General features: G+C 53.1%; 26 protein-coding genes. All 26 read right to left on the reverse strand.

The features are described from left to right. Positions 1-33 precede the first annotated feature (33 nt). Positions 34-1,164 carry a flagellar biosynthesis protein FlhB gene (flhB, locus tag KDD30_RS11050; RefSeq protein ID WP_211645925.1) on the reverse strand — a complete coding sequence of 377 codons (1,131 nt, stop codon included), beginning with the start codon at positions 1,162-1,164 and terminating at the stop codon, positions 34-36. Positions 1,165-1,191: 27 nt separating this feature from the next. Next, a complete protein-coding gene (gene fliR, locus KDD30_RS11055; RefSeq protein ID WP_211645926.1) occupies positions 1,192-1,974 on the reverse strand; it encodes a flagellar biosynthetic protein FliR in 783 nt (260 codons plus the stop codon). An 11-nt stretch (positions 1,975-1,985) separates the two neighbouring features. Next, the gene (fliQ, locus tag KDD30_RS11060; protein WP_211645927.1) at positions 1,986-2,255 is read right to left on the reverse strand and encodes a flagellar biosynthesis protein FliQ; all 270 of its coding nucleotides are present in this window, start codon (positions 2,253-2,255) and stop codon (positions 1,986-1,988) included. Positions 2,256-2,275: 20 nt separating this feature from the next. Continuing rightward, entirely contained in the window at positions 2,276-3,130 is an 855-nt protein-coding gene (fliP, locus tag KDD30_RS11065; protein WP_371826041.1) for a flagellar type III secretion system pore protein FliP, read from the reverse strand. After that, positions 3,130-3,516, reverse strand: a complete 387-nt coding sequence (gene fliO, locus KDD30_RS11070) for a flagellar biosynthetic protein FliO (protein ID WP_371826042.1) — start codon at positions 3,514-3,516, stop codon at positions 3,130-3,132. The genes fliP and fliO overlap by 1 nt, the downstream gene beginning before the upstream one ends. 4 nt (positions 3,517-3,520) lie before the next feature. Next, positions 3,521-3,913, reverse strand: coding sequence for a flagellar motor switch protein FliN (gene fliN / locus KDD30_RS11075; RefSeq protein WP_211645928.1), 393 nt, complete (start codon positions 3,911-3,913; stop codon positions 3,521-3,523). A gap of 12 nt (positions 3,914-3,925) precedes the next feature. After that, positions 3,926-4,972 (reverse strand): flagellar motor switch protein FliM, encoded by a 1,047-nt coding sequence (gene fliM, locus KDD30_RS11080; RefSeq protein ID WP_211645929.1) that lies wholly within the window; start codon positions 4,970-4,972, stop codon positions 3,926-3,928. Positions 4,973-4,979: 7 nt separating this feature from the next. Further along, positions 4,980-5,474, reverse strand: a complete 495-nt coding sequence (fliL, locus tag KDD30_RS11085; protein ID WP_211645930.1) for a flagellar basal body-associated protein FliL — start codon at positions 5,472-5,474, stop codon at positions 4,980-4,982. Positions 5,475-5,550: 76 nt separating this feature from the next. Further along, positions 5,551-6,990 carry a flagellar hook-length control protein FliK gene (locus KDD30_RS11090; RefSeq protein ID WP_211645931.1) on the reverse strand — a complete coding sequence of 480 codons (1,440 nt, stop codon included), beginning with the start codon at positions 6,988-6,990 and terminating at the stop codon, positions 5,551-5,553. 117 nt (positions 6,991-7,107) lie between these two features. Next, positions 7,108-7,545 carry a flagellar export protein FliJ gene (fliJ, locus tag KDD30_RS11095; RefSeq protein ID WP_211645932.1) on the reverse strand — a complete coding sequence of 146 codons (438 nt, stop codon included), beginning with the start codon at positions 7,543-7,545 and terminating at the stop codon, positions 7,108-7,110. A 38-nt stretch (positions 7,546-7,583) separates the two neighbouring features. After that, entirely contained in the window at positions 7,584-8,900 is a 1,317-nt protein-coding gene (gene fliI, locus KDD30_RS11100; protein ID WP_211645933.1) for a flagellar protein export ATPase FliI, read from the reverse strand. Further along, complete coding sequence (gene fliH, locus KDD30_RS11105) at positions 8,897-9,703, reverse strand: flagellar assembly protein FliH (protein WP_211645934.1); 807 nt, start codon at positions 9,701-9,703, stop codon at positions 8,897-8,899. Before fliH ends, fliI begins: the two co-directional genes overlap by 4 nt. Positions 9,704-9,721: 18 nt before the next feature. After that, positions 9,722-10,765, reverse strand: coding sequence for a flagellar motor switch protein FliG (fliG, locus tag KDD30_RS11110; RefSeq protein ID WP_211645935.1), 1,044 nt, complete (start codon positions 10,763-10,765; stop codon positions 9,722-9,724). Continuing rightward, on the reverse strand, positions 10,755-12,491 hold the full coding sequence (fliF, locus tag KDD30_RS11115) for a flagellar basal-body MS-ring/collar protein FliF (RefSeq protein ID WP_211645936.1): 1,737 nt from the start codon (positions 12,489-12,491) through the stop codon (positions 10,755-10,757). Before fliF ends, fliG begins: the two co-directional genes overlap by 11 nt. Positions 12,492-12,507: 16 nt before the next feature. After that, positions 12,508-12,819: a flagellar hook-basal body complex protein FliE gene (fliE, locus tag KDD30_RS11120; RefSeq protein WP_211645937.1), complete on the reverse strand. Its 312-nt coding sequence runs from the start codon at positions 12,817-12,819 to the stop codon at positions 12,508-12,510. A gap of 116 nt (positions 12,820-12,935) precedes the next feature. Beyond that, positions 12,936-14,345, reverse strand: coding sequence for a sigma-54 dependent transcriptional regulator (locus tag KDD30_RS11125; protein WP_211645938.1), 1,410 nt, complete (start codon positions 14,343-14,345; stop codon positions 12,936-12,938). Continuing rightward, the gene (locus KDD30_RS11130; RefSeq protein WP_211645939.1) at positions 14,342-15,406 is read right to left on the reverse strand and encodes a PAS domain-containing sensor histidine kinase; all 1,065 of its coding nucleotides are present in this window, start codon (positions 15,404-15,406) and stop codon (positions 14,342-14,344) included. Before KDD30_RS11130 ends, KDD30_RS11125 begins: the two co-directional genes overlap by 4 nt. Positions 15,407-15,593: 187 nt before the next feature. Then, positions 15,594-17,057 carry a sigma-54 dependent transcriptional regulator gene (locus KDD30_RS11135; RefSeq protein WP_211645940.1) on the reverse strand — a complete coding sequence of 488 codons (1,464 nt, stop codon included), beginning with the start codon at positions 17,055-17,057 and terminating at the stop codon, positions 15,594-15,596. Positions 17,058-17,287: 230 nt separating this feature from the next. Then, positions 17,288-17,692, reverse strand: coding sequence for a flagellar export chaperone FliS (gene fliS / locus KDD30_RS11140; protein ID WP_211645941.1), 405 nt, complete (start codon positions 17,690-17,692; stop codon positions 17,288-17,290). A gap of 15 nt (positions 17,693-17,707) precedes the next feature. Beyond that, complete coding sequence (locus tag KDD30_RS11145) at positions 17,708-18,007, reverse strand: flagellar rod protein FlaI (RefSeq protein WP_211645942.1); 300 nt, start codon at positions 18,005-18,007, stop codon at positions 17,708-17,710. Between the two features lie 24 nt (positions 18,008-18,031). Beyond that, positions 18,032-19,405: a flagellar filament capping protein FliD gene (gene fliD, locus KDD30_RS11150; RefSeq protein WP_211645943.1), complete on the reverse strand. Its 1,374-nt coding sequence runs from the start codon at positions 19,403-19,405 to the stop codon at positions 18,032-18,034. 22 nt (positions 19,406-19,427) lie between these two features. Continuing rightward, positions 19,428-19,874 carry a flagellar protein FlaG gene (locus tag KDD30_RS11155; RefSeq protein WP_211645944.1) on the reverse strand — a complete coding sequence of 149 codons (447 nt, stop codon included), beginning with the start codon at positions 19,872-19,874 and terminating at the stop codon, positions 19,428-19,430. A 63-nt stretch (positions 19,875-19,937) separates the two neighbouring features. Then, the gene (locus KDD30_RS11160) at positions 19,938-21,089 is read right to left on the reverse strand and encodes a flagellin (RefSeq protein WP_211645945.1); all 1,152 of its coding nucleotides are present in this window, start codon (positions 21,087-21,089) and stop codon (positions 19,938-19,940) included. Between the two features lie 503 nt (positions 21,090-21,592). Then, entirely contained in the window at positions 21,593-22,741 is a 1,149-nt protein-coding gene (locus KDD30_RS11165) for a flagellin (RefSeq protein ID WP_211645946.1), read from the reverse strand. Positions 22,742-23,015: 274 nt separating this feature from the next. Further along, entirely contained in the window at positions 23,016-24,206 is a 1,191-nt protein-coding gene (flgL, locus tag KDD30_RS11170) for a flagellar hook-associated protein FlgL (RefSeq protein WP_211645947.1), read from the reverse strand. Positions 24,207-24,219: 13 nt separating this feature from the next. After that, a complete protein-coding gene (gene flgK / locus KDD30_RS11175) occupies positions 24,220-26,103 on the reverse strand; it encodes a flagellar hook-associated protein FlgK (RefSeq protein WP_211645948.1) in 1,884 nt (627 codons plus the stop codon). Positions 26,104-26,418: the final 315 nt, after the last annotated feature.

Below are 26,418 nucleotides of genomic sequence, written 5' to 3' on the forward strand. Positions count from 1 at the left end.
TGACCTGCAGCCAAAACTTTCTGCCCATGCCAATCAGTGGCGCAGTTCCGGTGGAATATCCATGGCAACCGGCGATAGCTTTGGACGCTTCCCATGGCCACGACGGTATTGTTTTAACTGGAAAACATAAGCCAGCACCTGTGCGACCGCAGCAAACAATCCATCCGGAATTTGCTGTTCCAGCTCTGTGCTGTGGTAAATCGAACGGGCCAGCGGCGGCGCAGGCACGATATCAATTTTGTACTCATTGGCGATTTCCCGGATCTTCATCGCCATATGATCGGTCCCTTTGGCAACCACGACCGGTGCCCGGTCCAGTTTCGGGTCATAGCGCAGCGCAACGGAAAAATGCTCCGGGTTGGTAATCACAACGTCCGCTTTCGGAACTTCTGCCATCATCCGGCGCTGTGCCATTTCCCGTTGCAGCATCCGGATCCGGCCTTTGACTTCCGGCTTCCCTTCTACATCTTTATATTCGTCCTTCACTTCCTGCTTGGTCATCTTGAGCTGCTCATTGTGCTGCCAGATCTGAAACGGCACATCAATCGCCACGACCACCAGCAAGGAACAGCAAATCAGAAGCACAAAACGCAGCAGAATATCCAGCGCATGAAAGTAATTCCCGGGATAGGTTTCGATACTCAGCTGAAAGAAATCTTCCAGACTGGAATACATCAGGAAGTAAGCCACCCCGGCAACCAGCGCGACTTTCAGAATTGATTTGACCAGTTCGACGGCACTTTGTTTGCCCACCATGCGTTTCAGGCCACTGAGCGGGTTCATCCGGGAAAACTTGGGGCGGGCTGCTTCCGTGGAAATGCTGATTCCCCCCAGGGCTGAAGCGCCAATCAAAGCCGCAACAAAGAGAAACACCAAGACCAGCATCAAAGGCCACAGGATATGCAAAATAGCATCACCGGTCAGTGAGAGTAACTTGTTGAAATCAAGCACTTCTTCCCGACTGAGAGAAAACAGCTTGCGCATGACTTCACTCATGGCAATCGCCAGCATTTCACCAAACCACATCAGGCTGACGGCACCTGCCACCAGGACCGCCACAGACGCCAGTTCTCTTGAGCGCGGTACCTGACCTTTTTCCCGCGCCTGCTGCAACCTTCGGGGGGTTGCCTGTTCCGTTCTTTCCTGACCGTCTGACTCTGCCATCTGACCTTATCCTGTTGACCTGAAAAGTTAACAATCCAGCCGAATCAGGCTGCAGATTTGCTCAGTCCCCAACTGCCAGTGATCTTCATAATGCGCCAGAATGCCGACCAGCAGATACCAGCTGATAAACAGCCCCAGCAATAGCGCAAAAGAAAAGCCCAGCGAGAAAATATTCAGCTGCGGCGCGGCCCGGGTCATCACACCAAAAGACAGGTTCACGGTCAGCAGGGCGATAATGCCCGCCAGAGACATCGTCAGCCCGGCTTTAAACATCAGTCCGAACCATCCGGCCAGCATCTGATAATCCACACTTTGCAGCATGCTCGAACCCACCGGAAGCGTGGTAAAGCTCATCACGACCAGATTCAGCATCTCAAGATGTCCGTCGGTCGCCAGAAAAAGCATGATCGCCAGCATCATGTAGAACTGACCCAGTACCGGTGTATTCTGCCCGTTAGCCGGATCGACCATGGAGGCAAAACCCAGGCTGGACTGCATCCCCAGAATTTGTCCGAGCAAGACAAAGGTTTGCGTCACAAACTGCGTGACCAACCCCATCGCCACACCAATCACCACCTGCTGCGCTGTGGTCAGAAATCCCTGAAAAGACAGCAGTTCAATCGAGTCCGGGACCGCAGGCAGGGCGGGCATCACCGCAAACGTGATGGCCAGTGAGAGATATAAGCGAATGCGCATCGACACAAAACGCGCGCCGAAAAACGTCATGCTCATCATCATGGCGCCGATACGCGTCATCGGCCAGAAATAGTTGGCGAGCCAGTCGAGGATGATCTCTGCAGGATAATGCATGCTTGGATGGCTCAGTAAAGAATCTGAGGAATTTGTTCAATGATGCGATAGAAGTAATCCATCAGCAACCGCGTCATCATATGACCAAATACCATGAGCGCAACCAGCGTGATCACCAGACGAGGCAGGAAGCTCAGTGTTTGTTCGTTGATCGAAGTGGCCGCCTGAAAAATGGCAACCACCAGACCGACCAACAAGCCCGGTACGACAATCACAGTGACCATCAGCAAGACCATATACAGGGCTTCCTGAAAAATCTCGACAAAGGATTCCGGTGTCATGTCACGTTCTCCCTGTGTGATTAAGTCCCGAAACTGCCAGCCAGCGTGGACAGAATCAGGTTCCAGCCATCCACCAGCACAAACAGCATGAGCTTGAATGGTAGCGAGACAATCATAGGCGACAGCATCATCATACCCATGGCCATCAGCACGGACGCGACCACCAGATCAATAATCAGAAACGGCAGGAAAAGCATAAAGCCAATCTGAAACGCTGTTTTCAGCTCTGATGTAATAAAGGCCGGGATCAGCACCGTCATTGGTACCTCCTGCGGATCCGTCGCCGCCGAACCGGACATGTTGACGAACGTCTCCAGATCCTTCACCCGGGTCTGTTTCAGCATGAACTGACGCAGCGGTAACTGAGCCGCACTCAATGCCTCCGGTGCCGTCATTTCTTCGTTAAGATAGGGCTGAACAGCCTGAGTATTGATTTCATCCAGTACAGGAGACATCACGAAAAAGGTCATGAATAAGGCGATCCCGATAATCACCTGATTGGATGGGGTTTGCTGAAGGCCCAGCGCCTGACGCAAAATCGACATCACCACCACAATCCGGGTAAAAGATGTCATCAGAATCACAATCGCAGGCAGGAAGCCCAGGGCTGTCATCAGCGCCAGAATCTGCAGCGTGACGGAGTAGTCTTCTGTGCCGTCCGGGTTTACCGAAACAGAGAAAGCCGGGATCCCGCCACCACCTTTCGTGGTCAGCAGCGTCGCCGCTCCCTTGTCACTTTTCATTTCACTCACAGTGACACTGCTGCCTGCAACATTGCCCAGCCCGCCATCTTCACTCTGAGCCAGTGCCACGCCGGACAGCAGCAAGCACAACAATCCGGCAATCCATGGCAAGAAATTCAGTCGGTGCATCATTATTTTTTCAACAGTTTACTGAGTTGCTGCGCGAACTCGCCGTTACCGGCACGGGTCTCCAGTGGCAAAGGCTTGTCCAGCTTGGTCAGCATCGAGATATTCTGTGGCGTCACGCCAATTAACACCTGTTCTTCACCCACCTGAACCAGCACAATCCGCTCGCGTTGCCCAACCACGACCTGACGGACAACCTGAAGGCCATGATCCCCACCGGAGACACCGGGCAGTTTCATCCGGCGCAATAACCAGGCCAGAAAGACAATCAGCACCAGCACCAGCATTAAAGAGCCAAATGTGGCCCCCATATCAATTTCAGGTGCAGCAGCCAGTGCGGGCTGGCTGAACAAAAGTGGCAGCGAAGTCAGGTGGATTTTTTTGACCATCATTCTGTTACCGCAGCTTCTTGATTCGTTCCGTCTGACTGATCACATCGGTCAGACGGATCCCGAACTTATCGTTCACGACGACAACTTCACCGTGCGCAATCAGTGTACCGTTGACCAGCACATCCAGCGATTCGCCTGCCAGACGGTCCAGCTCGACCACCGAACCCTGGTTCAGCTGCAGCAAGTTCCGGATACTGATTTTCGTGCGGCCGACTTCCATCGAAATCGTCACCGGAATATCCATGATGGAATCCAGACGACGACGCTCATCTTCAGAAATCGGTTTACTCTCGTCTTTCAATTCTTCCAGCGGCGCCGCTTCAATTGAATCGTCACTGGTTTGCTCAGCCAGTGCCGCTGCCCAGTCGTCAGCGACTTGTTGATCTTTATCTGACATAAATCACCTGTTTTAATCATCCATCGGGTCAGTGGCGGAGAAACTCGGACTCAGTTCATCCCCATCCAGGAATGCCAGATCCGTTTTCACCGTGTCGGGCCGTTTGAGTTTTTCTGTAATCTTCATTGCGACATGGTCGCCGGATTTGCCCATTTTACCGCGGTAAGTCGGCAGATCCTCGACATAAAGCGTGGCCGATTCCGGCAATTCCACCGGGATCACATCCCCGTTTCGCAGCTCCATCAGGTCACGCAGGGTTAAATCAATGTCCATCAGCTTGGCGCGGAGGTTGATTTCGACATCCATCACTTCGTCACGCAGCGCCTTGCTCCAGCGAACATCCGTGTCCATCTTGTCACTCTGGACACCAGCGTCGAGCAATTCGCGGATAGGCTCGACCATGGAATAAGGCATCACGACATGGAAATCACCGCCGCCGCCATCCACTTCGATGTGGAAAGAGCTGACGACAATCACTTCCGTCGGGCTGACGATGTTCGCCATGGTCGGATTCACTTCAGAATCGAGATATTCAAACTCGACGCCCATCACCGGTGACCAGGCTTCACGGTAGTCTTCAAACACCAGCTTGAGCAGCATCTGCACAATCCGGCGCTCGGTCGGGGTAAATTCACGACCTTCAATCTTGGCGTGGAACCGACCATCGCCACCAAAGAAGTTTTCGACCAGAATGAACACCAGCCGGGCTTCCATGGTAATCAGCGCCGTGCCTTTGAGGGGACGGAAACGAACCATGTTCAGACTGGTTGGTACGTACAGCGTGTTCTGATATTCACCGAACTTCAGCATCTGTACGCCATTGATTGAGACTTCTGCCGTCTTGCGCAGCATATTAAACAGGCTTATCCGCATGTGCCGGGCAAATCGCTCGTTAATCAGTTCGAGCGTTGGCATCCGGCCACGGACAATCCGGTCCTGCGACGAGAAGTCGAATGAAATTACCCCGGAGCCGGGCTCCTGTTTGGGATGATCATCCTCTACATCATCGACGCCATGCAGCAGCGCATCAATTTCGTCTTGGGTTAATAAATCAGTCACGCGAAACCTATTGCATTACGAAGCCGGTAAACAGCACCTGTTCAACCACAGGACTGCCGGACACTTTCACCAAAGCAGACTGGACAGACTGCAGCGCCTGCTGACGCAGCTCAAGGCGGCCGCTTGGTGAACGAAGCTGCTCAACACTGGCAGCACCGAACGACTGAAGCAGCGTACTCTCGACCAGTGGAATATGTTGACGGGCCAGCGTATCGTTGTCATCACCGCGAACCATCAGCTGTACCTTAACCTGTACCAGGCGTTGCTGGGTATCTCCGGTCACATTAAAAATGAAAGGATGAGGCAAAATCACATAATAAGCCGGTTCTGCCTTCCCGGACGGGCTGGCCATCTCCTGATTGGCCGCCTCGCCCGAAGGCGAATTATCCGCAAGAAAATACCAGGCCGCAGCGCCTCCCAAAAGCACGGGAACCAAAGCCAGTAAAATTAAAATCAGGCGCTTTTTCGTATTCGTTGTTGTCGTTGTTGCTGCTTCAGCCATAATTTTCGTTTCCTAAAACGGAAATAGTCCATCGGTTAAATTCTGTGCGTCCGGTTCGGTTCACAACCCTTGCCGGTCAGGCGTAATAATCGATGCCGTCACGTTGCTCGCTGACCGTCATCGCCACAGCGCTGCCAGCGTCCTCTTCGGCAGCCTCAGCATGACGACCGCCACCGGAATTGCCTGTGCCCTGCTGCTGGCCACCAGTCTGCTGACCCGCCAGTTGCTGTCCGCTGTCCTGCTGAACACTGCCCTGCGCCAGTTGAATGCCCTGCTGTTGCAGGAGTTCACGCAGCCGCGGCATCGCTTGTTCAATCAGATCCCGGGTTTGTGCATTGCTGACGTTAAACTGCACGGACGCCTGATCCTGATTGATGTGTAGTTTGATTTGCAGACGACCCAGTTCCGGCGGATCCAAACGGATATCCACATGCTTGAGGTTTTTACTCATCAGCATCTGGACGCGCTCGGCCAGTTGTTCCCCGGCCATCTCACGTTGAAGCGGCAAAGGCGGTTGCTGTGTCTGCGCCGCATCCCCGCGCTGCAAACCGGCAGCCAGAGATTGCAGATTGTTTTGCTGACCGCCAATCTGGCTGGTTGCCGGACTGTCCGCCTGAGCACCATCCAATTGCAGTCCGGCATCCATCAGCGCTGCGTTTAAACCAGCCGTCATACCGGATTGAGCACCGCTTTGCTGTCCGGCTTGTCCGCCATCCTGTAACCCGGCGTCACCACCTTTCGAAGCCGTCAGGCGGGCAATGGCATCACTGAGCCAGTCCGGCTGAGATTCACCTGCGGTCGTTGCGGCCGAATCCCCCTGAGTCGCCGACTGAACGGCGCCAGCCAGCGCAGATAATTCCGGCGCTTTGGCTTTCCCGTCTGCAGCCATCTGTGTTTGAGCCGCCAGCAATTGCGCGAGTTTTCCCTGTCGGCCCGCCATGAGCGCATCACCTTCAGTCAGGGCGTCTGCATCGCCCGATTGCGCGGCCACTTGTCCGGGTTGCGTCGTATTGCCTGCCGCCCAAAAAGCAGCCGCATCAATTTCTTGCACTTCCCCATCGGATTCAGGTGGCAATTCTTTGCCATCCTTTGCCGTTTGCAGTTGCTGGCTGGAGGCATTCAGCCGATCCAGCAGCGCTTCAGCCTCTGCACGGATGTTCTCTTCATTGCCTTCAGACTGGGCGTCCGCAGTCTCGACGGCATCTTTCGATGTCTCTTTGGCCGTTGCCTTGGCTGCTTCATGCCGCCCGGCACCGTCCAGCTTGTCATCGCCGGCCTGTTTTTTCTCAGACGGGCGTACAGAAGATTTTTCTGCACGCGCCTGTTGCGACGCAGAAGGTTCATTTTTTTGACGCGAGACTTCCTGCTTTTTGTCAGACTGAACGGCTGACTCATAACGGGATGAAAAGCCCGGTAATCCTTGCTCTTCTCTGCTGTCAGCATGTGCTGGTTTTGCAGGCCGGAGCCCTGCACCAGACGTGCTAAAATCGACAGAAATGCCACTGGACGGTTTCATATCTACCTTTCTCTGACAAAAATTTGACGACTTCAGCCGCCGCTCTCAGGTTTCTGATGTAAACCGTAAGCATGCAAGAAACGAACCAAGTGGGATATGTACGGGTATTCTGACAGTTCAGAGATGCCTTCTGGCGGATTGTAGCGTGGCAAATTCATCCATTAACTTCTGCTCCTGACGGGCTAACTGCTGTTCACGGGTCGTGGCTTTTTTCTCCAGCAGCCATTCAACGGATTTGCGCTCTTTCCGGGTTTGCAGCCAAATCTCTGAACATTGCTCAACCTGGCGTTCAAACTCCCGGCCAGCAGCATCCTGCTGAACCAGCGTTTCGTCTAATTGCCCGAGAAACTTATGCAGATGACTGAACTGACTGGCCGTCAGGCCGCTCTGCCCCCGTTCCGTCAGTTGCTGACAGTAGTCAAAGCGATACTTTTCAATTTGCTCCCGCTGGCGGTAAAAGCTGTCGAGATCGCGCTTCGCCTGCTCCAGGGCAAGCAATGCGTTCCGCTCTTTTTCTCTGGCCTGATCAAGAATCAGATTCAGTGCTTCAGCCATACAGTTCTCCCTTCCGTGTCTGGTCTGCGTTCAGCATATCAGGCGCCCAGTGTTGAGCGCAGCATGTTCACACACATCTCATAGGGAACAGACTCTTTCATGCCTTGTTGCAAGTAAGCATCCAAGCGAGGCTTCAGGGTAAATGCCTGATCAATAGCCGGGTCAGAGCCTGGCTTATAAGCGCCGATCGAGACCAGATCCTGATTTTTTCGGCAAATCGACAGAATCTGCCGTACCGCTTTGGACATCAGCATCTGCTCTTCACTGACAATCGCTGGCATGACCCGACTGACCGAACGTTCCACATCAATGGCCGGATAATGCCCGGCATCCGCCATTTCGCGTGACAGCACAATATGTCCGTCCAGAATAGCCCGGGAGGCATCCGCAATTGGATCCTGCAGATCATCCCCTTCCGTCAGCACGGTAAAGAATGCGGTGATCGAGCCCTGCTGCTCTCCACCGTTCCCGGCACGCTCCACCAGCGCCGGTAACTTGGCAAAGACCGAAGGCGGATAACCTTTAGTCGCCGGTGGCTCACCAATGGACAGCGCGATTTCACGCTGCGCCTGTGCAAACCGGGTCAGGGAGTCCATCAGCAGCAATACATCGAGGCCCTGATCGCGAAAATACTCCGCAACCGTCAGGGCGGTCTGACACCCTTTCAGTCGCATCAGCGGCGAGGCATCCGCAGGTGCAGCGACCACAACAGCACGCTGGCGGCCTTCTTCACCCAGGATTTCATCAATGAATTCTTTGACTTCGCGGCCACGCTCACCAATCAGGCCCACAACCACAACCTGAGCCGTCGTGCCTCGGGTCATCATGCCCAGAGTCACCGATTTACCAACCCCGGAACCCGCGAACAGACCAATCCGCTGGCCCTTGCCAACCGTCAGCAGGCCATTAACGGCTTTCAGGCCGACGTCGAGCGGTTCATGAATGGGTTTTCTTGCCAACGGATTGATGGGTTCAGCGTTCAGCGGGGCGCGCGCGGTCGTATACAAACGGCCTTTGCCGTCCAGCGGATTGCCCATGCCATCGATGACCCGGCCCAGTAATTCAGGGCCAACAGGCAAACCGCCATCATCCATCATCGGGGTGACTTTCGCGCCCGGCATCACACCAGTCAGCTGTTCGCTGGGCATCAGATACAGGGTTTCGCCGCTGAAACCAACCACTTCCGCTTCAATACTGCCCTGAATGGCCTCGACCTGACACACACTGCCGACCGGTGCCCGGCAACCAATGGCTTCCAGAGTCAGACCAACGACGCGAACCAGGCGGCCGGAAGCGACCGGCCGGCAGGCCAGTCCCTGAGTGCGGTAGCCTGCCAGTCGTTCAGACAGGGTCATTCACCTTGCTCCTGTGGGATCGGCTGGCGGTTCATGCCCAGAAACTGAGCCAGTAAATGACGAATGCGTTCTTCAATGCAGAAGTCTACGGTGGAATCTCCGGCAGCAATCTGAACATCACCCCGGGACAGCCCTGGCTCACTTTGCAGTTGCCAGCGACGGTTTTCCAGCTCCTGAGTGCTGTAAGCAGCCTGCATCAAGGCCAGATCTTCCGGATGCAGCTGTACTGTGATGTGCTGCGATGCCAGGGGCAGAGAAGCCACAGCTTCGCGCACGGTTGACAGAATCATCTGTGGATTGGTTTGCACTTCCACCCGGATCAGTTCCCGGGTCAGGGCCACAACCATCTCAACCATCTGCTGTTCAACCGCCTGATCAATCTGCTGCAACGGGGTTGCCAGCTTTTCAATGATGGCGTTCAGGCTGGCGACATGTTCGTCGATCGTCCCTTGTCCGGCGGCAAGGCCCTCTTCACGGCCCGCTTCCATCCCTTCCAGGTGGCCTGCAGCCAAACCTTCCTGATGACCGGCTTCATAGCCCTCGGCGTGACCGGCAGTGCGTCCTTCTTCCACCCCTTCTTCATAAGCTGACTGGCGAATTTCTTCCAGATCCGCCGCAGTCAGGGGCTGGGGTTCAGGCTCTTCACTGACCGGCTCCCTCGGGCGCCAGCTCGGATCATAGTTCAGCGCATTCTCTACAGGGCCTTGATCATCCTCGGAGTAATCCGGATAGGCCCAGCGTTCAAGTTCTTCCGCCTGATGACCACTCAGGCGGACAAAGCCGCGACGGCGCTCTATTGTCATGCGCTTTTCCCCGCGGTATTAGAGGTACTCATCCTGACCACCACCACCATTCAGCATCAGTTCACCGCCCTCAGCCAGTCGGCGGGCAATAGACAGAATTTCTTTCTGAGCGGCTTCCACATCAGAGACACGGATCGGGCCCATGGCTTCCAGATCATCCAACAGCAGTTCAGCAGCACGCTTGGACATGTTGCGGGTGATTTTCTCACGCAGCATATCGTCGGCACCTTTGAGGGCTTTCTGCAGCAGTTCCTGCGGGACTTCGCGCAGCAGGCTCTGAATACCGCGGTCGTCGACTTCGGCCAGGTTCTCGAAGACAAACATCAGGTCTTCGATCTGAACGGCCATTTCCTCGTCGTTGTCGCGGATTTGCTCCATCAGCAGTCCCTCGATGTTGTTGTCGAGGTAGTTCATGATGTCCGCAGCAGCCTTCATGCCGCCAATCTTCGCGGCCTGTGCGCCGGCCTGACCGGCAAACTGCTTCTCCATAATGTCGTTCAGTTCGTGCAGGGCTGCAGGCTGAACTTCTTCCAGGTTGGCAATTCGCATCATCAGATCCAGACGAACACGTTCCGGGAACTGGGACAGAATTTCTGCCGATTGCTCCGGATCCAGATAAGACAGAACAATGGTCTGAATCTGCGGGTGCTCATTGAGAATAATGCTGGCAACCTGACGCGGATCCATCCATTTCAATGAATCCAAACCCCGGGAACCACTGCCCATGAGGATCTGATCGACCAGGTTATTCGCTTTATCTTCACCCAGTGCGGCAATCAGGGTATTGCGGACAAAGTCCGCACTGCCCATACCGATGCTGGTGTATTTCTGAATATCCGTCAGAAACTGGCGGTGGACGGCGGTCACCTTATCATTGCTCAGCTCTTTCATGCTGGCCATGGCACCACCGACCCGCTGCACCTGCTTGGGTTCCAGGTGACGGATGATCGTCGCCGCGTCCTGCTCATTCAGACTCAGCAAAAGAATGGCGGCTTTTTCGGTTCCGCTTAAACTTGCGATGTCGAACGGTTTTTCATCCGTGGTCGCGACTTCATTTGCCATCTTCGTATACCCAGTTCTTCACAACCTGTGCTGCCAGATCAGGCTCATTGGCCACCAGCGCACGAACTGCTTTCAGCAGATCGTCATCTTTATGCAGGTTTGGCAGCTCCAGATTGCTGTTTGTTAGATCAATGCCTTCAACACCGTCCAGATCCGCGCCAATCAGTTCATCACCGTCGGAAAGAATCGGCATCCCGTTCTCATCCAGTGGCGTGCCATCGGCCGCCTGATTCGGATACAAGAGTTTGCGCATCGCCGGACGAACCAGAACCAGCAGAATCACCACAATCACCAGTGCCGCAGCCAGCCAACGCACCCAGGTATTGAAATTCGGGTGTTCCCAGATTGGCAAATCGACAATCCGTTCTTGCTCCGGTGTCGCAAACGGCACTGAAATGACTTCCAGCATATCGCCGCGATCCTGAAGGAATCCGACACCGCCCATCAGCAGACGACGAATTTTCACCAGCTCTTCTTCGGTGACCGGCACCCGCGTGTATTCGCCGGTTTCCGGGTTCAGCTGTTGTTTGTAGTTCACCGCGACAGACACCGTCTGACGACTGATCGTGCCCGTTTGAGAACGCTTGTGACGAATCGTGGTATCCAGCTCGAAATTGCGCGTTGCTTCACGGTGTACTGAGCCATTGCCACCTTGACCGGTTTGTAAATCAATCACATCCTGAGGAATCGAAGAATCCTGTGGCGGCTGGTTACTCAGCGCCCCCGGAATCCCGGCAACAGCCTGACCATTGTTGTAGTCCTCAAGGGTGTATTCACTGCGCGTAGACGGCGTGTTCGGATCAAAGCGCTTCTGTGTTTCTTCCTGCGCACTGAAGTCCATGGAAACGTCCACCTGAGAGGTGTAATTACCCAGTCCCAGAACCGGGATCAGAATCGCGTCAATTTTTTCACGCAGGGCCTGTTCTTGTTTCCGCTCCAGCTCGTACTCTTTCCGGCGCGCAGTGGCTGCGGGATCTTCTGTTCCCGAGCTGAGCAGACGGCCATGCTGATCGGTGACAGTCACGCGGCTTGGCTTGAGCCCGGGAACAGCGGTCGACACCATATCAACAATAGAATCGACTTCCTGCTGACCCAGCGTTCCGCCGGTGCTCAGCGTTAAGAAAACACTGGCAGTCGCTTCCTGATTATGGCGAACGAACACGCTTTGTTTCGGCATTGCCAGCAGCACCTGTGCTTTGCGCACCTGGCTGATCTGTTCAATGGCCCGCGCGAGCTGGCGCTCACGGCTCAGCTTCAGTCGTTCCTGTTCCAGCCGCTGAGAGACCCCAAAGCCCATATCCTGCAACAGGATATCGTCTCCTTCCGCCGTTGGGTTGTTCAGCCCGGCCCGGGTCAGTTCCAGCTTCATCGCCCCATATTGATCAGCAGGCACACGAATGGTATTCCCGTCCAACTGGTACTCAATCTTCTTCTGGTCAAAGTGATCCAGAATCGGAATTAATTCTTCCGTAGAATAACTGCCCAAAGGCCGCATTTCCGGCTCTTTCAGCCAGGCGACCACCAAGACAATCAGCGCGACGCAGATCGCGACTGACAAGACAAGAATCACCTGACGCAGCAAATCCAGATTGCCCAGCATGCTGTCGACACGCGTGGCACTCTTTTCTTCAAGATCCGGATTTTGCAGCGCCAAATCGTCATCTGAGACGACTGGAGCTGGTGCATTACCCGCAATGGCAAGCTCGTTGGATGTTTGTTCCGACACTCACTTAATTCCTGAATTAAACCGGCATGTTCATCAGTTCTTTGTAAGCTTCAACCAGCTTATTCCGAACCTGAACCGTTGCTTCAAAGGCCACACTCGATTTATTACGGGCGATCATGACATCCGATAAAGACACACTGCGATCCCCTTCGTCAAAACGCGTGCTGAGATCGCTGGATGCCTTCTGTAAGCCATTGACGTTCTGGATGGCATCTTGCAAAGCGGCACCAAAATCCGCACTGACCTGCGCGCCAGTCGCCGGACGGGAGGTATTGCTTGCCTCCATTTTCAATGCCTGCATTTCTGACAGAAATCCGTTGACTTTCATTCGTTATCTCCGTGCTACTTTTTTGACGCTTTATATCGCCATCACGTTGAAAAGATAAAGTTGTGCAAGCTTAACGCCAAAAATATGAAATGAATCTATTCATTCATCTTTTATAGTTAAACTGGGATCTCGATTCCGGCGTCTCTCATCTTCGCCAGTTTGTACCTCAGGGTACGCGGGCTGATCCCCAACCGCTCCGCGACTTCTTTGCGTTTACCTTCACACGCCTGAATGGCATCGAGAATGATGGCAAACTCCTGCTCTCGCAATTCACTGCCCAGACTGTCTGAACCCGGCAGTGCCGATGCGCCTACCGGTGCGACAGGCAAATCACTGACCGGCTGTATGGCCACAGAGGCAACCGGGGCAGCCACTGCATGCTGCAACCCTTGCGCGTCCAGCCAGTCCAATCCTTCCAGCAAAATATGCTCGCCGCCGATGTCAGCCTCTCCGGCCAGAATCAGCGCCCGTTGCACGACGTTATCCAGCTCTCGCACGTTCCCCGGCCATGGATAAGCCAGTAATTTACTTTGCGCAGCTGGTGAGAAGACTGGCGCTGGCAACCCCTGTTTCTGGCAGTGGCGCTCGGCCAGATGCGCAGCCAGCGGCAAAATGTCTCCCGGACGATCAGCCAGTGCCGGCCAGACCAGCGGAAAGACATTCAGGCGGTAATACAAATCCTCCCGGAAATTTCCTTCCGCCACATACTGCTTGAGATCGCGGTTACTGGTCGCCAGCACTCGGACATCCAGCTTGATACTCTTACGGCTGCCCAAACGTTCGACTTCACGCTCTTGCAGCACGCGTAACAGTTTCGCCTGCAGATTCAGATCCATCTCGCTGATTTCATCAAGCAGAATTGTACCGCCTTGTGCCTGTTCAAATTTTCCCGGACAAGCCTGAACAGCCCCGGTAAACGCCCCTTTTTCATAGCCGAATAAGGTCGCTTCCAGCATATTGTCCGGAATGGCCGCACAGTTAATGGCAATAAAAGGTCCGTCACTGCGCAGGGAGTGCTGATGAATATAGCGGGACATCACTTCTTTGCCCGAACCACTGGGACCCAACACCATCACGCTGGCATCGGTCTGAGCAACCCGCTCTGCCAGCGCCAGCAGTTTCAGGCTTTTCTCGTCCGCAACAACGGCATGGCTGTTTTCCGCCTTCACCGGTGCATAACGGCTGACCATATTCAGCAACACTTCCGGGGCAAACGGCTTGGCCATATAATCAATGGCCCCTTCTTTCATGGCTGAAACGGCATCTTCAATGTTGGCGTAAGCCGTCATCAGCAACATCGGCAGTTTTGGCCAGTGCTGTTTGATATTTCTGAGCAACCCTAAACCATCCATGCCCGCCATCTGAACATCAGAAACCACAATATCGACCGGCTCTGATTTCAACAGCAACAGCGCCTGCTCTGCACTTTCCGCTGCCAGCCACTGATAACCGGCCAGTGCCAGGGTATCTACTAATGCTTCGCGCAGACCTTCGTCATCCTCAACGATCAGTACACGGCTTGTCATTGCCTTTCTCCTGTTGCTGTCAGTTCGTGATCTTCATTGTCATGATTGATTGCCATGGGCAAACTCAGCGTGAAGGTGGCGCCTTCTCCCGGCACTGAGTGCAGCGACAAGCTGCCATTGTGTGCTTTGGCGACCATTTGCACGACCGCCAGCCCTAAGCCTGTCCCCTGCTGACGGGTGGTAAAAAACGGTTCCAGCACTTTTTTCTGCATGTCCGCCGCGATCCCCGGCCCATTATCCGTCACACTGAGGTGAATCATGTCTTGTGTACAGGCCACACTCAGACTGACCCGACACTGCTTGCCGGACATTTGAATCGCATTGGTGATCAGGTTGCTGATTGCGCTGGCCAGCGCATTGGCATTCCCCAGAATACAGGGACTTTCATCATCGCATTCAATCGAGAAATCGACCTGACTGGCCACAACTTGCGCTTCAACCATGGCATCGAGTTCATTAAACAGGGTTTCGAGTGTAAAAGGTGCAACCACTTTGTTATCACCGCCCTTGGCAAAAAGCAGCATGTCGTTGACCTGTTTTTCCAGATCCCGCAACCGATCCATCAGCTTGGTCTGAAACCTGTCGCGTGTTTGTGCCGTTAACTGAGGCGACGACAAATTGGCGGCATACAACATGGCACTGGAGAGCGGTGTGCGGACCTGGTGCGCCAGAGATGCAACCATACGCCCCAATGAAGACATCCGTTGCATCTCGCTGAATCTCGACTGCAGTAACCGGGTTTCCGTCATATCGGTGATCACGATGAGCTGTCCGCTGTCGGACGCAGAAATCGCCAGTTTCACCTTGCGGCCGCTGCGTAAAGAAATCTCATGACCATCGTCTTCCTGAGGGGCAAAAGCACGCTGAATCACTTCAACCCAACGCTCTCCCGCCAGGGGCTCTCCTAACAGGCGGACAGCTTCCGGGTTTGCTTCACACACTTTTCCCATCCCGTCGAGCAAGATCACGCCGGTTGGCATGACTTCAATCACCTGCTTGTACCGACTGACCTGTTGACTCAGGTTTCCCAGCGGCGAGACTGACTGTGCTTCTTCCACCATCACACCCTTATGACACGATTCCCTAATATACAAGAGTTAAGCATGTTTTGTGCCAAAAATAATTAATGTAAATCAATCAATTAGCAGCAGTGTATAAAAAAGGAGCGATGTCATTAATTTGACACCGCTCCTGATTTTTTTGTCATCCGGCAACTGACTGTCTGTTTCAGTGCCTCATTCCAGGGCGTTAAGCGTTGCTCGCTTCCTTCGTGGAGATATTGTACTTGCGCATTTTCTCAACCAATGTGGTGCGACGCATTCCCAGCATATCTGCCGCCCGCGCGACCACACCGGCCTGTGCTTCCAGTGCCTGACGAATCATATCGACTTCAAGCTCAGCCAGCATTTCTTTCAGGTTCAGACCTTCCGGCGGCAAATCGCTGAAGCCAAAGTTTTCGTCCGTATCCTGATAACCACTGGCAAAGACGTCAGCCAGCAGTGCCCGCTCCTCGTCTTCAACAGACATCGCGCGTTCTTCAGGTCTGAAGTCCGGCAAATCGGTGTAACGGTATTTCACCGGCAAATGATTCACATCCACCATCTCGCCCGGATACAGAATCATCAGCCGTTCGATCAGGTTTGCCAGTTCCCTGACATTGCCCGGCCAGTCATGCTCCATTAAAGAAGTGATGGCACGGGGCGTGAAGTGGATCGGCTTGGCACCTTCCGCTTCCATCCGGGTCAGCAGTTCCTGTAGCAACAGGGGAATATCTTCCAGCCGCTCCCGCAGTGACGGGGTTTCAATCGGAAACACATTTAACCGGTAGAACAGGTCTTCACGGAAATGATTCTCGGCGATCATCTGTTCCAGATTTCTGTGCGTTGCAGCGATAATCCGGACATCAGCCTTGATGCACTGATTTCCGCCCACCCGCTCGAAACAGCGCTCCTGAATGACACGCAGCAGTTTGACCTGCATCGGCATGGGCATATCGCCGATTTCATCCAGAAACAGTGTGCCGCCTTCCGCCAGCTCAAACCGTCCTTTCCGAGCCGAAATTGCGCCCGTGAAGGCACCTTTCTCATGGCCAAAGAGTTCGCTTTCCAGCAGATCGGGGGGAATCGCACCACAGTTTACCGGGACAAAAGGCCCTTTGCCGCGGGAGGAGTGGTAATGAATATTGCGTGCGACCACTTCCTTTCCGGTGCCTGATTCACCCAGAATCAGGACATTCGCGTCCGTACCGGCCACTTGTTCGATCAGATGCCGAACCTGACTGATGCTCTCGCTACGCCCCACCATACTGCGGAATAACGTATTTTTTCGAGCCAGCTGAGGCACCTGAAAACTGTGTTTTCCCAGAAATTCCTGGCAATGACGCAGCGCATCCATTAATTGACTGTAATGCAACGGGTGCGACAGCGTCCCCACAAAATTCGGCATGCCTGAGACTGCTTTCTCCAGATCAGACATCACCAGAACGGGAATATGATACCGCTGACGCAGTTGCTCAAGCACGTGATTCTGCTTTTTCACAGAATGGATATTCCCAATCAAACAGGCACTCCAGGTTTTATCCCATAGTGCGTTGTCAGCCTCATCGGTGGTTATCGCTTCATGCTGCTCACCGACAAAATTAAGGATCACGCTGAGATCGTGACGGTGCTGCGGGTCGTCATCAATGACGAGGGTCTTAGCTAAACCTTGCATAGAAGTGATATTTGCCTGTCTTTATCTATTCTTGTGGCGTATTCAAACGGAACAGCAACCAAATCATAATTGCTGTCCATTGTAATAAAAGAACAGGACTTGGCAACCGGGCACAGTGAAAAGCTGTGAGCCCAGTGCCACGGAATGATGCGGGTTACGCAATTTATTGGCTATGGTTCTCTAAATTGCGAGTGAAGATGAGAACGTTTTGACAGTAACTAAGTAACGTATTAGTACTCCATCTTCGTAATATTGTGATGCTCTGCAGGAATTTGATCCCAGGCGGATTTGATTTCCCGAAGCATCTCAATGACCTCATCCAGATGGCTCGAGTCATTCTGCTGATTCGCCATTGAGATCTTTTCAATCATGTACAGGTAGAGTGAGTCCAGATTTTTCGCGATGTCACCGCCATCTTCAAATGACAAACAACCGCGCAAGCTGATCACGATATCCAGCGCTTTACCCAAGCGTTCACCCTTGGTTGAAATCGACCCTTGCTCCAAGGCCGCTTTCCCCTGAATCAAACGTTCAATTGCACCAGACATCAGCATTTGAATCACACGATGTGGTGATGCGGATGTTAACTGACTGTCTACGGAGACTCGTTTATAAGCCTGTAGATTTCCTCTCATGACCATGATGTTACCTTAGCGAAATTGATGATATGCCTGCACTGACCGTTGTCCGTGCTGTAATCTCTTCAATTGATCTGCCGACATTTCGCGCCGTTCGCGCAATATCGTCAGCAAATCGGATGTTCTGTCGATAGCTTCCTGCCAACTGTCTTTGTCCAATAACTCCGGTACCGCTTTCAGATCATTCAACACGGTCTGGCGGTCTGCCAGCAAGGTGTGTAGTTTGTCTGCGTCAATCTCCGTACCTTCATTGAGCACCTGATATAACTGCTGATCAATGTCGGCCAGGGTTTGCATCATCTTCACTGACATTGCTTTCCCTCTCGCTGTCTGCCGTTAGGGTTGCGGCATCATACTCATCATTGAACCCAGCTGACTTTGCATTTGCCCCATCGCATGATCCATGGCTGCAAACTGATCGTGGGTACGCTGATACACACTTTCCATCCGTCGATCCAGGTCACGCTCGTCATTATTGAGCTTCAGCACTTGTTCATGAATACTTTTTTCCCGGTTCGAGATACTGCCTGTTGCACCCGTATATGCATGCAGCAGATCTTCAATCCGACGGGCAAAACCTTTCCGGCTTCCGAAAAACTCACCGACATCCGCAAAATTGGTATTCAGTTGACGATCCAATTTATCGTAATCGATTTCCAGATGACCGGTCAGCGTCGTGGTAATTCCCAGTTCACTCAATGTCTGCAAACTGGACGGGCCTTCTTCCAGCGGTGTGCTGAATGCATTTCGCAGCTGCTGCACCGAAGCCCGCAGCATACTGTCCCCGACCAGAGGACCTTTACTTTGGGTGCTTGGGTCGAATTTACCCAGCTCTTTAGTCGTATCGTAAAACTGATTATAAGCATTCACGAATCGTTCAATCTGAGCACCCGCTTTGTCTCTGTCGTAGCCGATTTCGATCACCGCCTGCGGCTGGTTACTGTTGGCCGACAGTTGTTTCAAGTCCATGTCCACACCGGGAATCGCATCTTTCAGTGTGTTGGTATCGCTGCTGATTTGGGCTAACCCGTCAATCAGCACTTTTGCATCAGCGGCAGCCTGCATTTCAATCATCGGGCTGGCTGGTTGTGTACTGTCAAAGGCGAACTGTTGCAACGGACTGCCCGCCGGGGCATCCACCGTCACTGTTAACGGATTCCGTTCGCCGGACTTATCCGATGTCAGCACCAGTCGCGCGCCTGCGCTGTCTTTAATCACCGAGGCAAGCACACCGGTATTATCCGGGTTGCGGTTAATCTGACGCACCACATCCAGCAGTTTGCTCTCGTTACCGTCGAGTGAAACGTCAAAAGACTGACCACCGACAGACAATGTCAATTTTCCGGCACCCAGAGCAACGCTGTCATCAATCGGTGCAGAAGCCGCCTTGTGTGCTGTCGCCAGTTGCTGAACTTCGACGGTGTAGCGACCTGGCTGTGCTTCATGATTTGCACTGACGGTCAGCATATCCTGATTATCGGAAGTTGCTGTCCGGGCAGACAAGGTGTTCCCCTGACGGAACTCAGCCATCAGGCTTTTCATGCCATCCAGTGCGCCTTTCAGACGGCCGTAAGCACTCAGCTCGACGTTCGCCTCTTCCCTGCGCTGATTGATGCGCTCTTCCTTTGGCGCTCGCTCTGCAGCGACGATCTTGTCGACCATGGCGTTGATATCCAGGCCGGATGCCGTTCCCATTGCGCCAATATTCATCTACAACCTCAACCCGTACCGATTACACTTTTGTCGTCAGAAGCCCGGTCGTGTATGTCGCAATCTGACGCGACAAGACCAGCATATCTTCATCGGGAATTTGTCGGATCACTTCACCGCTTTCCTTTTCGTATACGGTGACCACCTGACGCCCGGATTCTTCATCAATTCGGAATGCCAGCCCCTTGTTCATGGAGCCAACGAAATCTTCAATACGTTCCACCAGCTTTTCCAGTTGCTGGCGATGTAACTGTCGCTGCTCTTCCAGCTTGGCAGACTGCTCTACACGTCTGACTTCTGACGGTGAAGACAAGCTTCTCGCGGATGGTTCAGACACCGCTGGCGTCAAAGAATTATCGTGTGAATGCCCGGAAGAAGGTTTTGCAACATCTGTGCCAACAGATGACTTCGTATTGGATGAAGAATATCGGGAGAGAAATGAAGGGTTTAATACAGATTTAACGTCCATTGTCTGACACCTTCTGATCGAAAAAAGCGGCAAGGGGTTGCCCCTGCCGCTTCATTGAGCGGATTAGCCCAGCAGGCTCAGTGCTGCCTGAGGCGCCTGTTTTGCTTGCGCCAGGATAGAAGTAGACGCTTGCTGCAGGATTTGGTTCTTTGTCAGGTTCGTGGTTTCTTTCGCAAAGTCAGTATCACGGATACGGCTGTTTGAAGAAGTCACGTTTTCGTTGATGTTGTTCAGGTTGCTGATGGTGTGATCCATACGGTTCTGTTTCGCACCCAGCTCTGCACGGTGAGAGTCAACAAACTGCATCGCGCCGTCCAGGATAGACACTGCTTGCTGTGCGCCACCGATGGTGCTGACATCCATCTGAGAAACAGTCACGTTTGCTGCAGTGCCTGCAATAGATGCGTCAACTGCGTTGCCTGACGTATCAGTCATTGCAATTGTACCTGTGGTCACGCCAACAGCACCGTTCGAAGAGAACAGCTGCAGTTCGCCGTTTTCAGTGACAGATGCGTTGATCTGATCGTTCTGACCGTTGATACGGGTTGCGATTTCTTCGATGTCATCGCCGCCAACCAGATCTACGCTCACTGCAGTCGCGTTACCGTCTGCATCAGTCACGCTCAGTTCAATCGTGGTATCTGCATCCAGTGTAGAGTTTTTGTCAGCAACACCGTTGGTAGAAACCAGCAGGCTACCACCCATGTCAGCGCCGTCAGAACGCATGTTTTTCAGCGTAATCTGTACCGCTTCACCAGAGTCAGCACCCACCTGGAATGCACGGGTACCGAAAGTACCGTTCAGCAGTTTCTGACCACCGAAAGAGGTGGTTTCTGCGATACGGTTCAGTTCGTCATTCAGTGCAGTCACTTCTTCCTGAATCGCTTTACGGTCATCATCAGAGTTTGAACCGTTCGCAGATTGCAGCGCCAGGTCACGCATACGTTGCAGAATGCTGGTGGTTTCCTGCATTGCACCTTCAGCGGTCTGAGACATAGAGATACCGTCGTTGGCGTTACGGACGGCAACGTCCAGGCCACGGCTCTGAGTCATCAGACGGTTAGAGATTTGCAGACCTGCTGCGTCATCTTTTGCACTGTTGATGCGTGAACCGGTTGACAGACGCTCCATAGAAGCTGCTGTGTTATCGCTAGCTTTGTTCAGGTAACGCTGAGCGGTCATTGCAGAAACGTTAGTATTGACTGTAACTGCCATAGTAATTCTCCTTACTTGTGTTTCTTTGTGGCTTGACCAGCTCAGCCGGCAAGTCCGGGTTAATCTTCGTACATCACCTTTAACGGCGCTGGAGAAGAAAGCTTTAGTTATTTTTTGAAAAATTTTTACCGGGCAAAAAAGTGTGACTTGGTACTCAAGACCCCCGAGGGGTTTTCTTCGTTGGGACGCACTTTCTTGTTCTATAAAGGTTATCGACGGGCGGGAGAAAAACTTTACTGATTTTTTTGAGGTTTCTGAGTGATTTTTTGCTTATACCAATCAAAGTCAGTCAATGATCAGAAATAGCGCAGGAAAAATGTTTGAGAACAAGGCAGATTTTTTAGATCAGTCGTGATTCTACAATCAAAAAATTTAACGCAGTCATCGAACATTTGAACAAGCGAGGATGACCAGTGATTGACTGCGATTGGTATTCGGTTTATCGCAAAAAAAGACGGCAAGGTGTTGCCACCTTGCCGTCCGTGTCTGCTGACCCGTTGGGGTTACTGAAGCAGATTCAGTGCAGACTGCGGGATTTGTTTGGCTTGTGCCAGAATCGAAGTACTTGCCTGTTGCAGGATCTGATTCTTGGTCATTTCAGTCGTTTCTTTCGCAAAGTCCGTATCGCGGATACGGCTGTTCGAGGCAGAAACATTCTCTGAAGTATTGGCCAGGTTATTGATGGTGTGCGTCAGTCGGTTCTGCTTGGCACCCAGATCAGCACGCATGCTGTCAATGTACTGGAGCGCTGAGTCAATCAGCGGAACAGCGCGCTGAGCACCGCCGGCATTCGACACATCAATCTGAGACACAGTCACATCAACCGCTGTACCGGCAATATCGCCCGCGGTGGTTGTCCCGTCGGAGTTCAGCATACTGATCGCACCGTTGGTCACACCCACAGTACCATCGCTGGAGACCAGCTGCAGTTCACCTTTCTCAGTGACAGATGCATTGATCAAACCATTCTGACCATTGATACGCGTTGCGATTTCTTCTACATCATCGCCACCGATCAGATCGATTGAAACCGGCAGGACGGTGCCATCTTTCGCAGTCACACTCAACTCAATGGTCGTGTTCGCTGCCAGAACAGCATCCGCTTTAATGGTGTTGGTCGACACCAGCAGGCTACCGCCCATCTGTGGTTCGTCCGCACGCACACTGTCCAGACCGACAACGATCGCTTCACCGGCATCCGCACCCACCTGGAATGCAGCCTCACCAAAGGTGCCGTTCAACAGTTTACGACCACCGAAAGACGTGGTTTCCGCAATCCGGTTCAGTTCGTCCTGCAGGGCCGTGATTTCTTCCTGAATCGCGACACGGTCGCTGTCTGAGTTCGCGCCATTCGCCGATTGCAGAGACAGGTCACGCATCCGCTGCAGAATGCTGGTCGATTCCTGCATCGCACCTTCTGCTGTCTGGGCAATGGAAATACCATCGTTGGCATTTCGCATCGCGACGTTCAGACCCCGGGTCTGTGCAATCAGGCGGTTAGAAATCTGCAAACCTGCCGCATCATCTTTTGCACTGTTGATGCGACTCCCCGTAGACAGACGCTCCATGGATTGACCCAGGCCCTCAGATGCTTTGTTGAGGTAGCGCTGCGCAGTCATGGCAGACACGTTGGTGTTTACTGTTACACCCATTTTGCTCTCCTTTGACTTTTCGCTGTTAGCGAAACAGCTACCCGCAACGTCAACCCATCAGAGAGTGAAGCGGGACCAGCGTTAGTAAAAATGTTGTTCATAGAATTCACAATGGTAATTTAGCAATAACTGTGCCAGAAAACTTAACCCATAATTTTCAATGTGTTATGCCATTTCTGTGACGGTTATTCCCCGGAGCGGCAATGCCATGCCTTTGCTGTTCAGCCAGGTGGCAAACAAGCGTTGCCGCCCGGCAATGCCGCTCTCACCCGGATCAGATGTAATTAAACAGGCTCAGATCCTTGGCTTTGGCAAATGCCTGCTGAGACGCCTGAAGCGCCAGCATGTTTTCATTGAGTTCGATCACGGCTTTGCCGTAATCCAGATCTTCCAGCGTGCCACGCGCTTTATTGATCACGACTTTAAAGTCCTGATGCATGTCTTCCTGGCGATCCAGTGTCTGCAAACGCGTGCCAATTTCAGAACGGGCCCGGTTGATATGCTTGAACGCCTGAGAAAACTCTTCCGCGACCTGATGCAATTCGGCGGTTGCAGACGCATCAGACGGTGCACGGGCAGACACTTCAATGCCACGCTTGAACGAATCAAACAGGTTGAAGGTTTCCTGCGGCTTCAACGTGATCTGATCGCCGTCTTCCACTTCGCCTTCGAGCTGCACCGACAACGTGCCCCACTCAATGCCGCGTTTCGGATCAAACGGCTGACTGTCCACCAGCAAGCCATCCTGATACAGATCGTAGACAGCCCCCGTTCCGGTTTGAGTGAAATCAATCGTGTAGCTGGCGTTATCGCTGTGGTTACTGTTCCGGGCATGGGACAGCAGCAGCAAGGATCCGGACTGCAGATCGTAATCCGGCTGGTAATCTCCGTATGGGTTCTGGATCTCCATAAAGAGTTTATCGCCCGGATCATTCACCGGCACTTCAACGTTCGGAGAGACTTTAGACATCCGCTGATAGCTGTCGCCGACATAACTGACGTTGCTGTTGCCATCCCGGAAAAACGGTTGTTTGTCGTACTGATTCCCGGCAAACACAAAGTTACCGGACTCATCCTGGGTATTCACCAGATGCATAAATGAATCAAACAGACCACGCAGATCCTGCATGTGTGCAATCCGATCGTCATCCGACAACGAACCGTTCACCATGGCCATCGATTTACGTTTGGCATCATCCAGCAGGGTCTCGGCGTCTGAGATGGCCACTTCTTCGCTGGTCAGACGGTTTCGCGCCAGCGTAATCGACCGGATAGACTGATCAATTTCCGTATTTTGCTGGGAAAAGTTCTGCACATAAATTGAAGCCACCGGATCATCTCCGGCAGTCAGCAATTGCTTTCCGGAAGCCAGTTGCTCCTGATTGTGTGCCACTTTCGTCTGTTGGCGCGCCATATCGTTCGCCACAGACTGATAATTATGAAAGCTGGCAATTCGGCTAATCATCTGGGTTTACTCCTTATCGCGCAGCATTGAGCAATGTGTTAAAGGTTTCATTGGCCACCGTCATAATGCGGGACGATGCCATATAAGCCTGCTGGAACTTCATCATGTTCGCTGCTTCCTCATCCATATTGACGCCGGAAATCTCAGCAACACGGCTTTCCGCCGCTTCTTTTTCCTGACGACCGACCTCTTTCAAACGTGCTGCTGAAGCCCGCTGTACACCCATTTCGGTGTTGAGCGCCTCATAGACATCAATCACGCTGGAACGGCCTTTATCCATCAGTTTGGTATCCTGAAGATCCTGCATTCTGATCAGGTTGCCGTTGTCACCCGTTGCAGCATTCAAACTCACGGCAAAAACATCGCCGCCGGATGCGCCGTTACTCAGTGTGAATCCGGTCCCGCCAACCACAACCTGCCCGGTGGGCGGATAAGGCTGAGGAGCCTGCAATACATTGCCCTGCATATCGAGCACCGCAAACTGAGAACTGTCTGGAGAAACAGCCACCTGAAATTCACGCAGCGGCCCTGCCGAAGTGATGGCAAATTCAGCTTTCCCTTGGGTCTGGGTCGCTGAACTGAGATAGCTCTGCGCGGCAATTTTTGCCGGATCCGCCATCACCGCTTCCACATCGCGTGCGGCATGACGCGTCGGACGCAGCAGGATCTTGTCGCCATTGCCAACCGGGGCGGCAATTTCGATCCGCACACCATCCACGGTGAAGCTGGGCGGAATCCCACTCGGGATCACGGTTTGCGTCGATCCATCCGGCATTTTCAGCGTGTGCTGACTGCCGTTGAATCCCAGCTCATACTCACCGCCTTTCAACTGGCTCAGGTCTTCGATATAAACCTTCACCTCCGCACTGGAACCGCGCGGAATCAGCGCTCGGGATGCCGCCACTTCCGGTGAATTCACATCGGTGAACATGGCTTCGCCCACCTGACCGTTCAAATCCAGCCCCTGAGATTGCAACTGGTTCACAGAATCAGTAAAACCAATGGCCATTTTGCCCAGTTCGTCCATCACCTGCGGCAATGTCCTGTCGCGAAATTCGAACAAAGACGCCAGTTTGCCGCCGATATCATCCGAACTGATGGCTTTCAGCGATTTGCCTGCAACCACGGCCAGTCGGCTCTGCTGCGGGTCCGGATCACCGTCAATCATTCTCAGCTCACTGGAATGGGTGCCGGACACCAGGGTGTGACCGCTGCCGATCAGGACATTAAAGGTTTCCGTGTTCTTACGGGTGACGGTCACCTTGGTATACGTCGACAATTCATTGATCAGGGTCTGATGTTTGTCCATCAGATCGTTATCCGCACCACCTGCCGGGGTTTTCAGCAACGCTTCATGGATTTCCACCAGCTCCCGGCCGATGTCATTCACCCGGTCCAGCGTCTTTCTCAACACGTCGTTGGTCACCGCTTTCTGCTCATCCAGCACCCGGTGGGTGTCATTTAAGCCAGCCGAAACCATCTTTGCCTTTTCCAGGACCACTTTCCGGGTACCGAGATCACTCGGGCTGTCTGCCATCGCTTTTACGGCGTCATACCACTGGTTCATGTCCTGTGGCACCTGACTGGCACTGTTTGCCAGCAGTTTATCAAGCCGTTCCAGCTGGCCGTCCCGCTCCGTCGCATAGCTGTGGTTGGTCGTGGTGAGGTTCAGCTCGTTGGTGGCAAACTGATCATAACCGCGGCGAACTTCTGCCGCATGAACGCCCGTTCCGTAGTTATTGCCGGCAGACCAGAACGGATCGTTCGTCTCCTGCACCACAGACTGCCGGCTGTAACCTTCCGTATTGACGTTATTGATGTTATGGCTGGTGGTATTCAGCTGCCGTTGCGCTGTTAACACACCTTGAGAGCCCAAACTGAGCAAATCGAACGCCATTGCGCCTCCAGTAAACCTCAGGGAGTTCCTTCACTGGAGATTAATCTGCAAAAATCGTTCCAATATTTATGTGTTTATTTTTCATCACTTTAGGGTATTCAGCAGCCCTGAGTGGGCAATTTTTTGCCGGAAGGAGGCAGGAAAAACAAGCGGGTGTAAAACCCGTTCAGGAGCAGGAAAGCCATACCTGATGCAGAGTCACTTTCAACCAAATTATCATTCATGCGCTGTTTTCTCATATGAAATGATCAAGACAGCAAGAATCACTCAAAGATTGCGACGCATCACACAATCAAAACAAGAATGATTCGCAGG

Source organism: Photobacterium sp. GJ3, assembly GCF_018199995.1.
In the GTDB taxonomy this organism is placed as follows: Bacteria; Pseudomonadota; Gammaproteobacteria; order Enterobacterales; family Vibrionaceae; genus Photobacterium.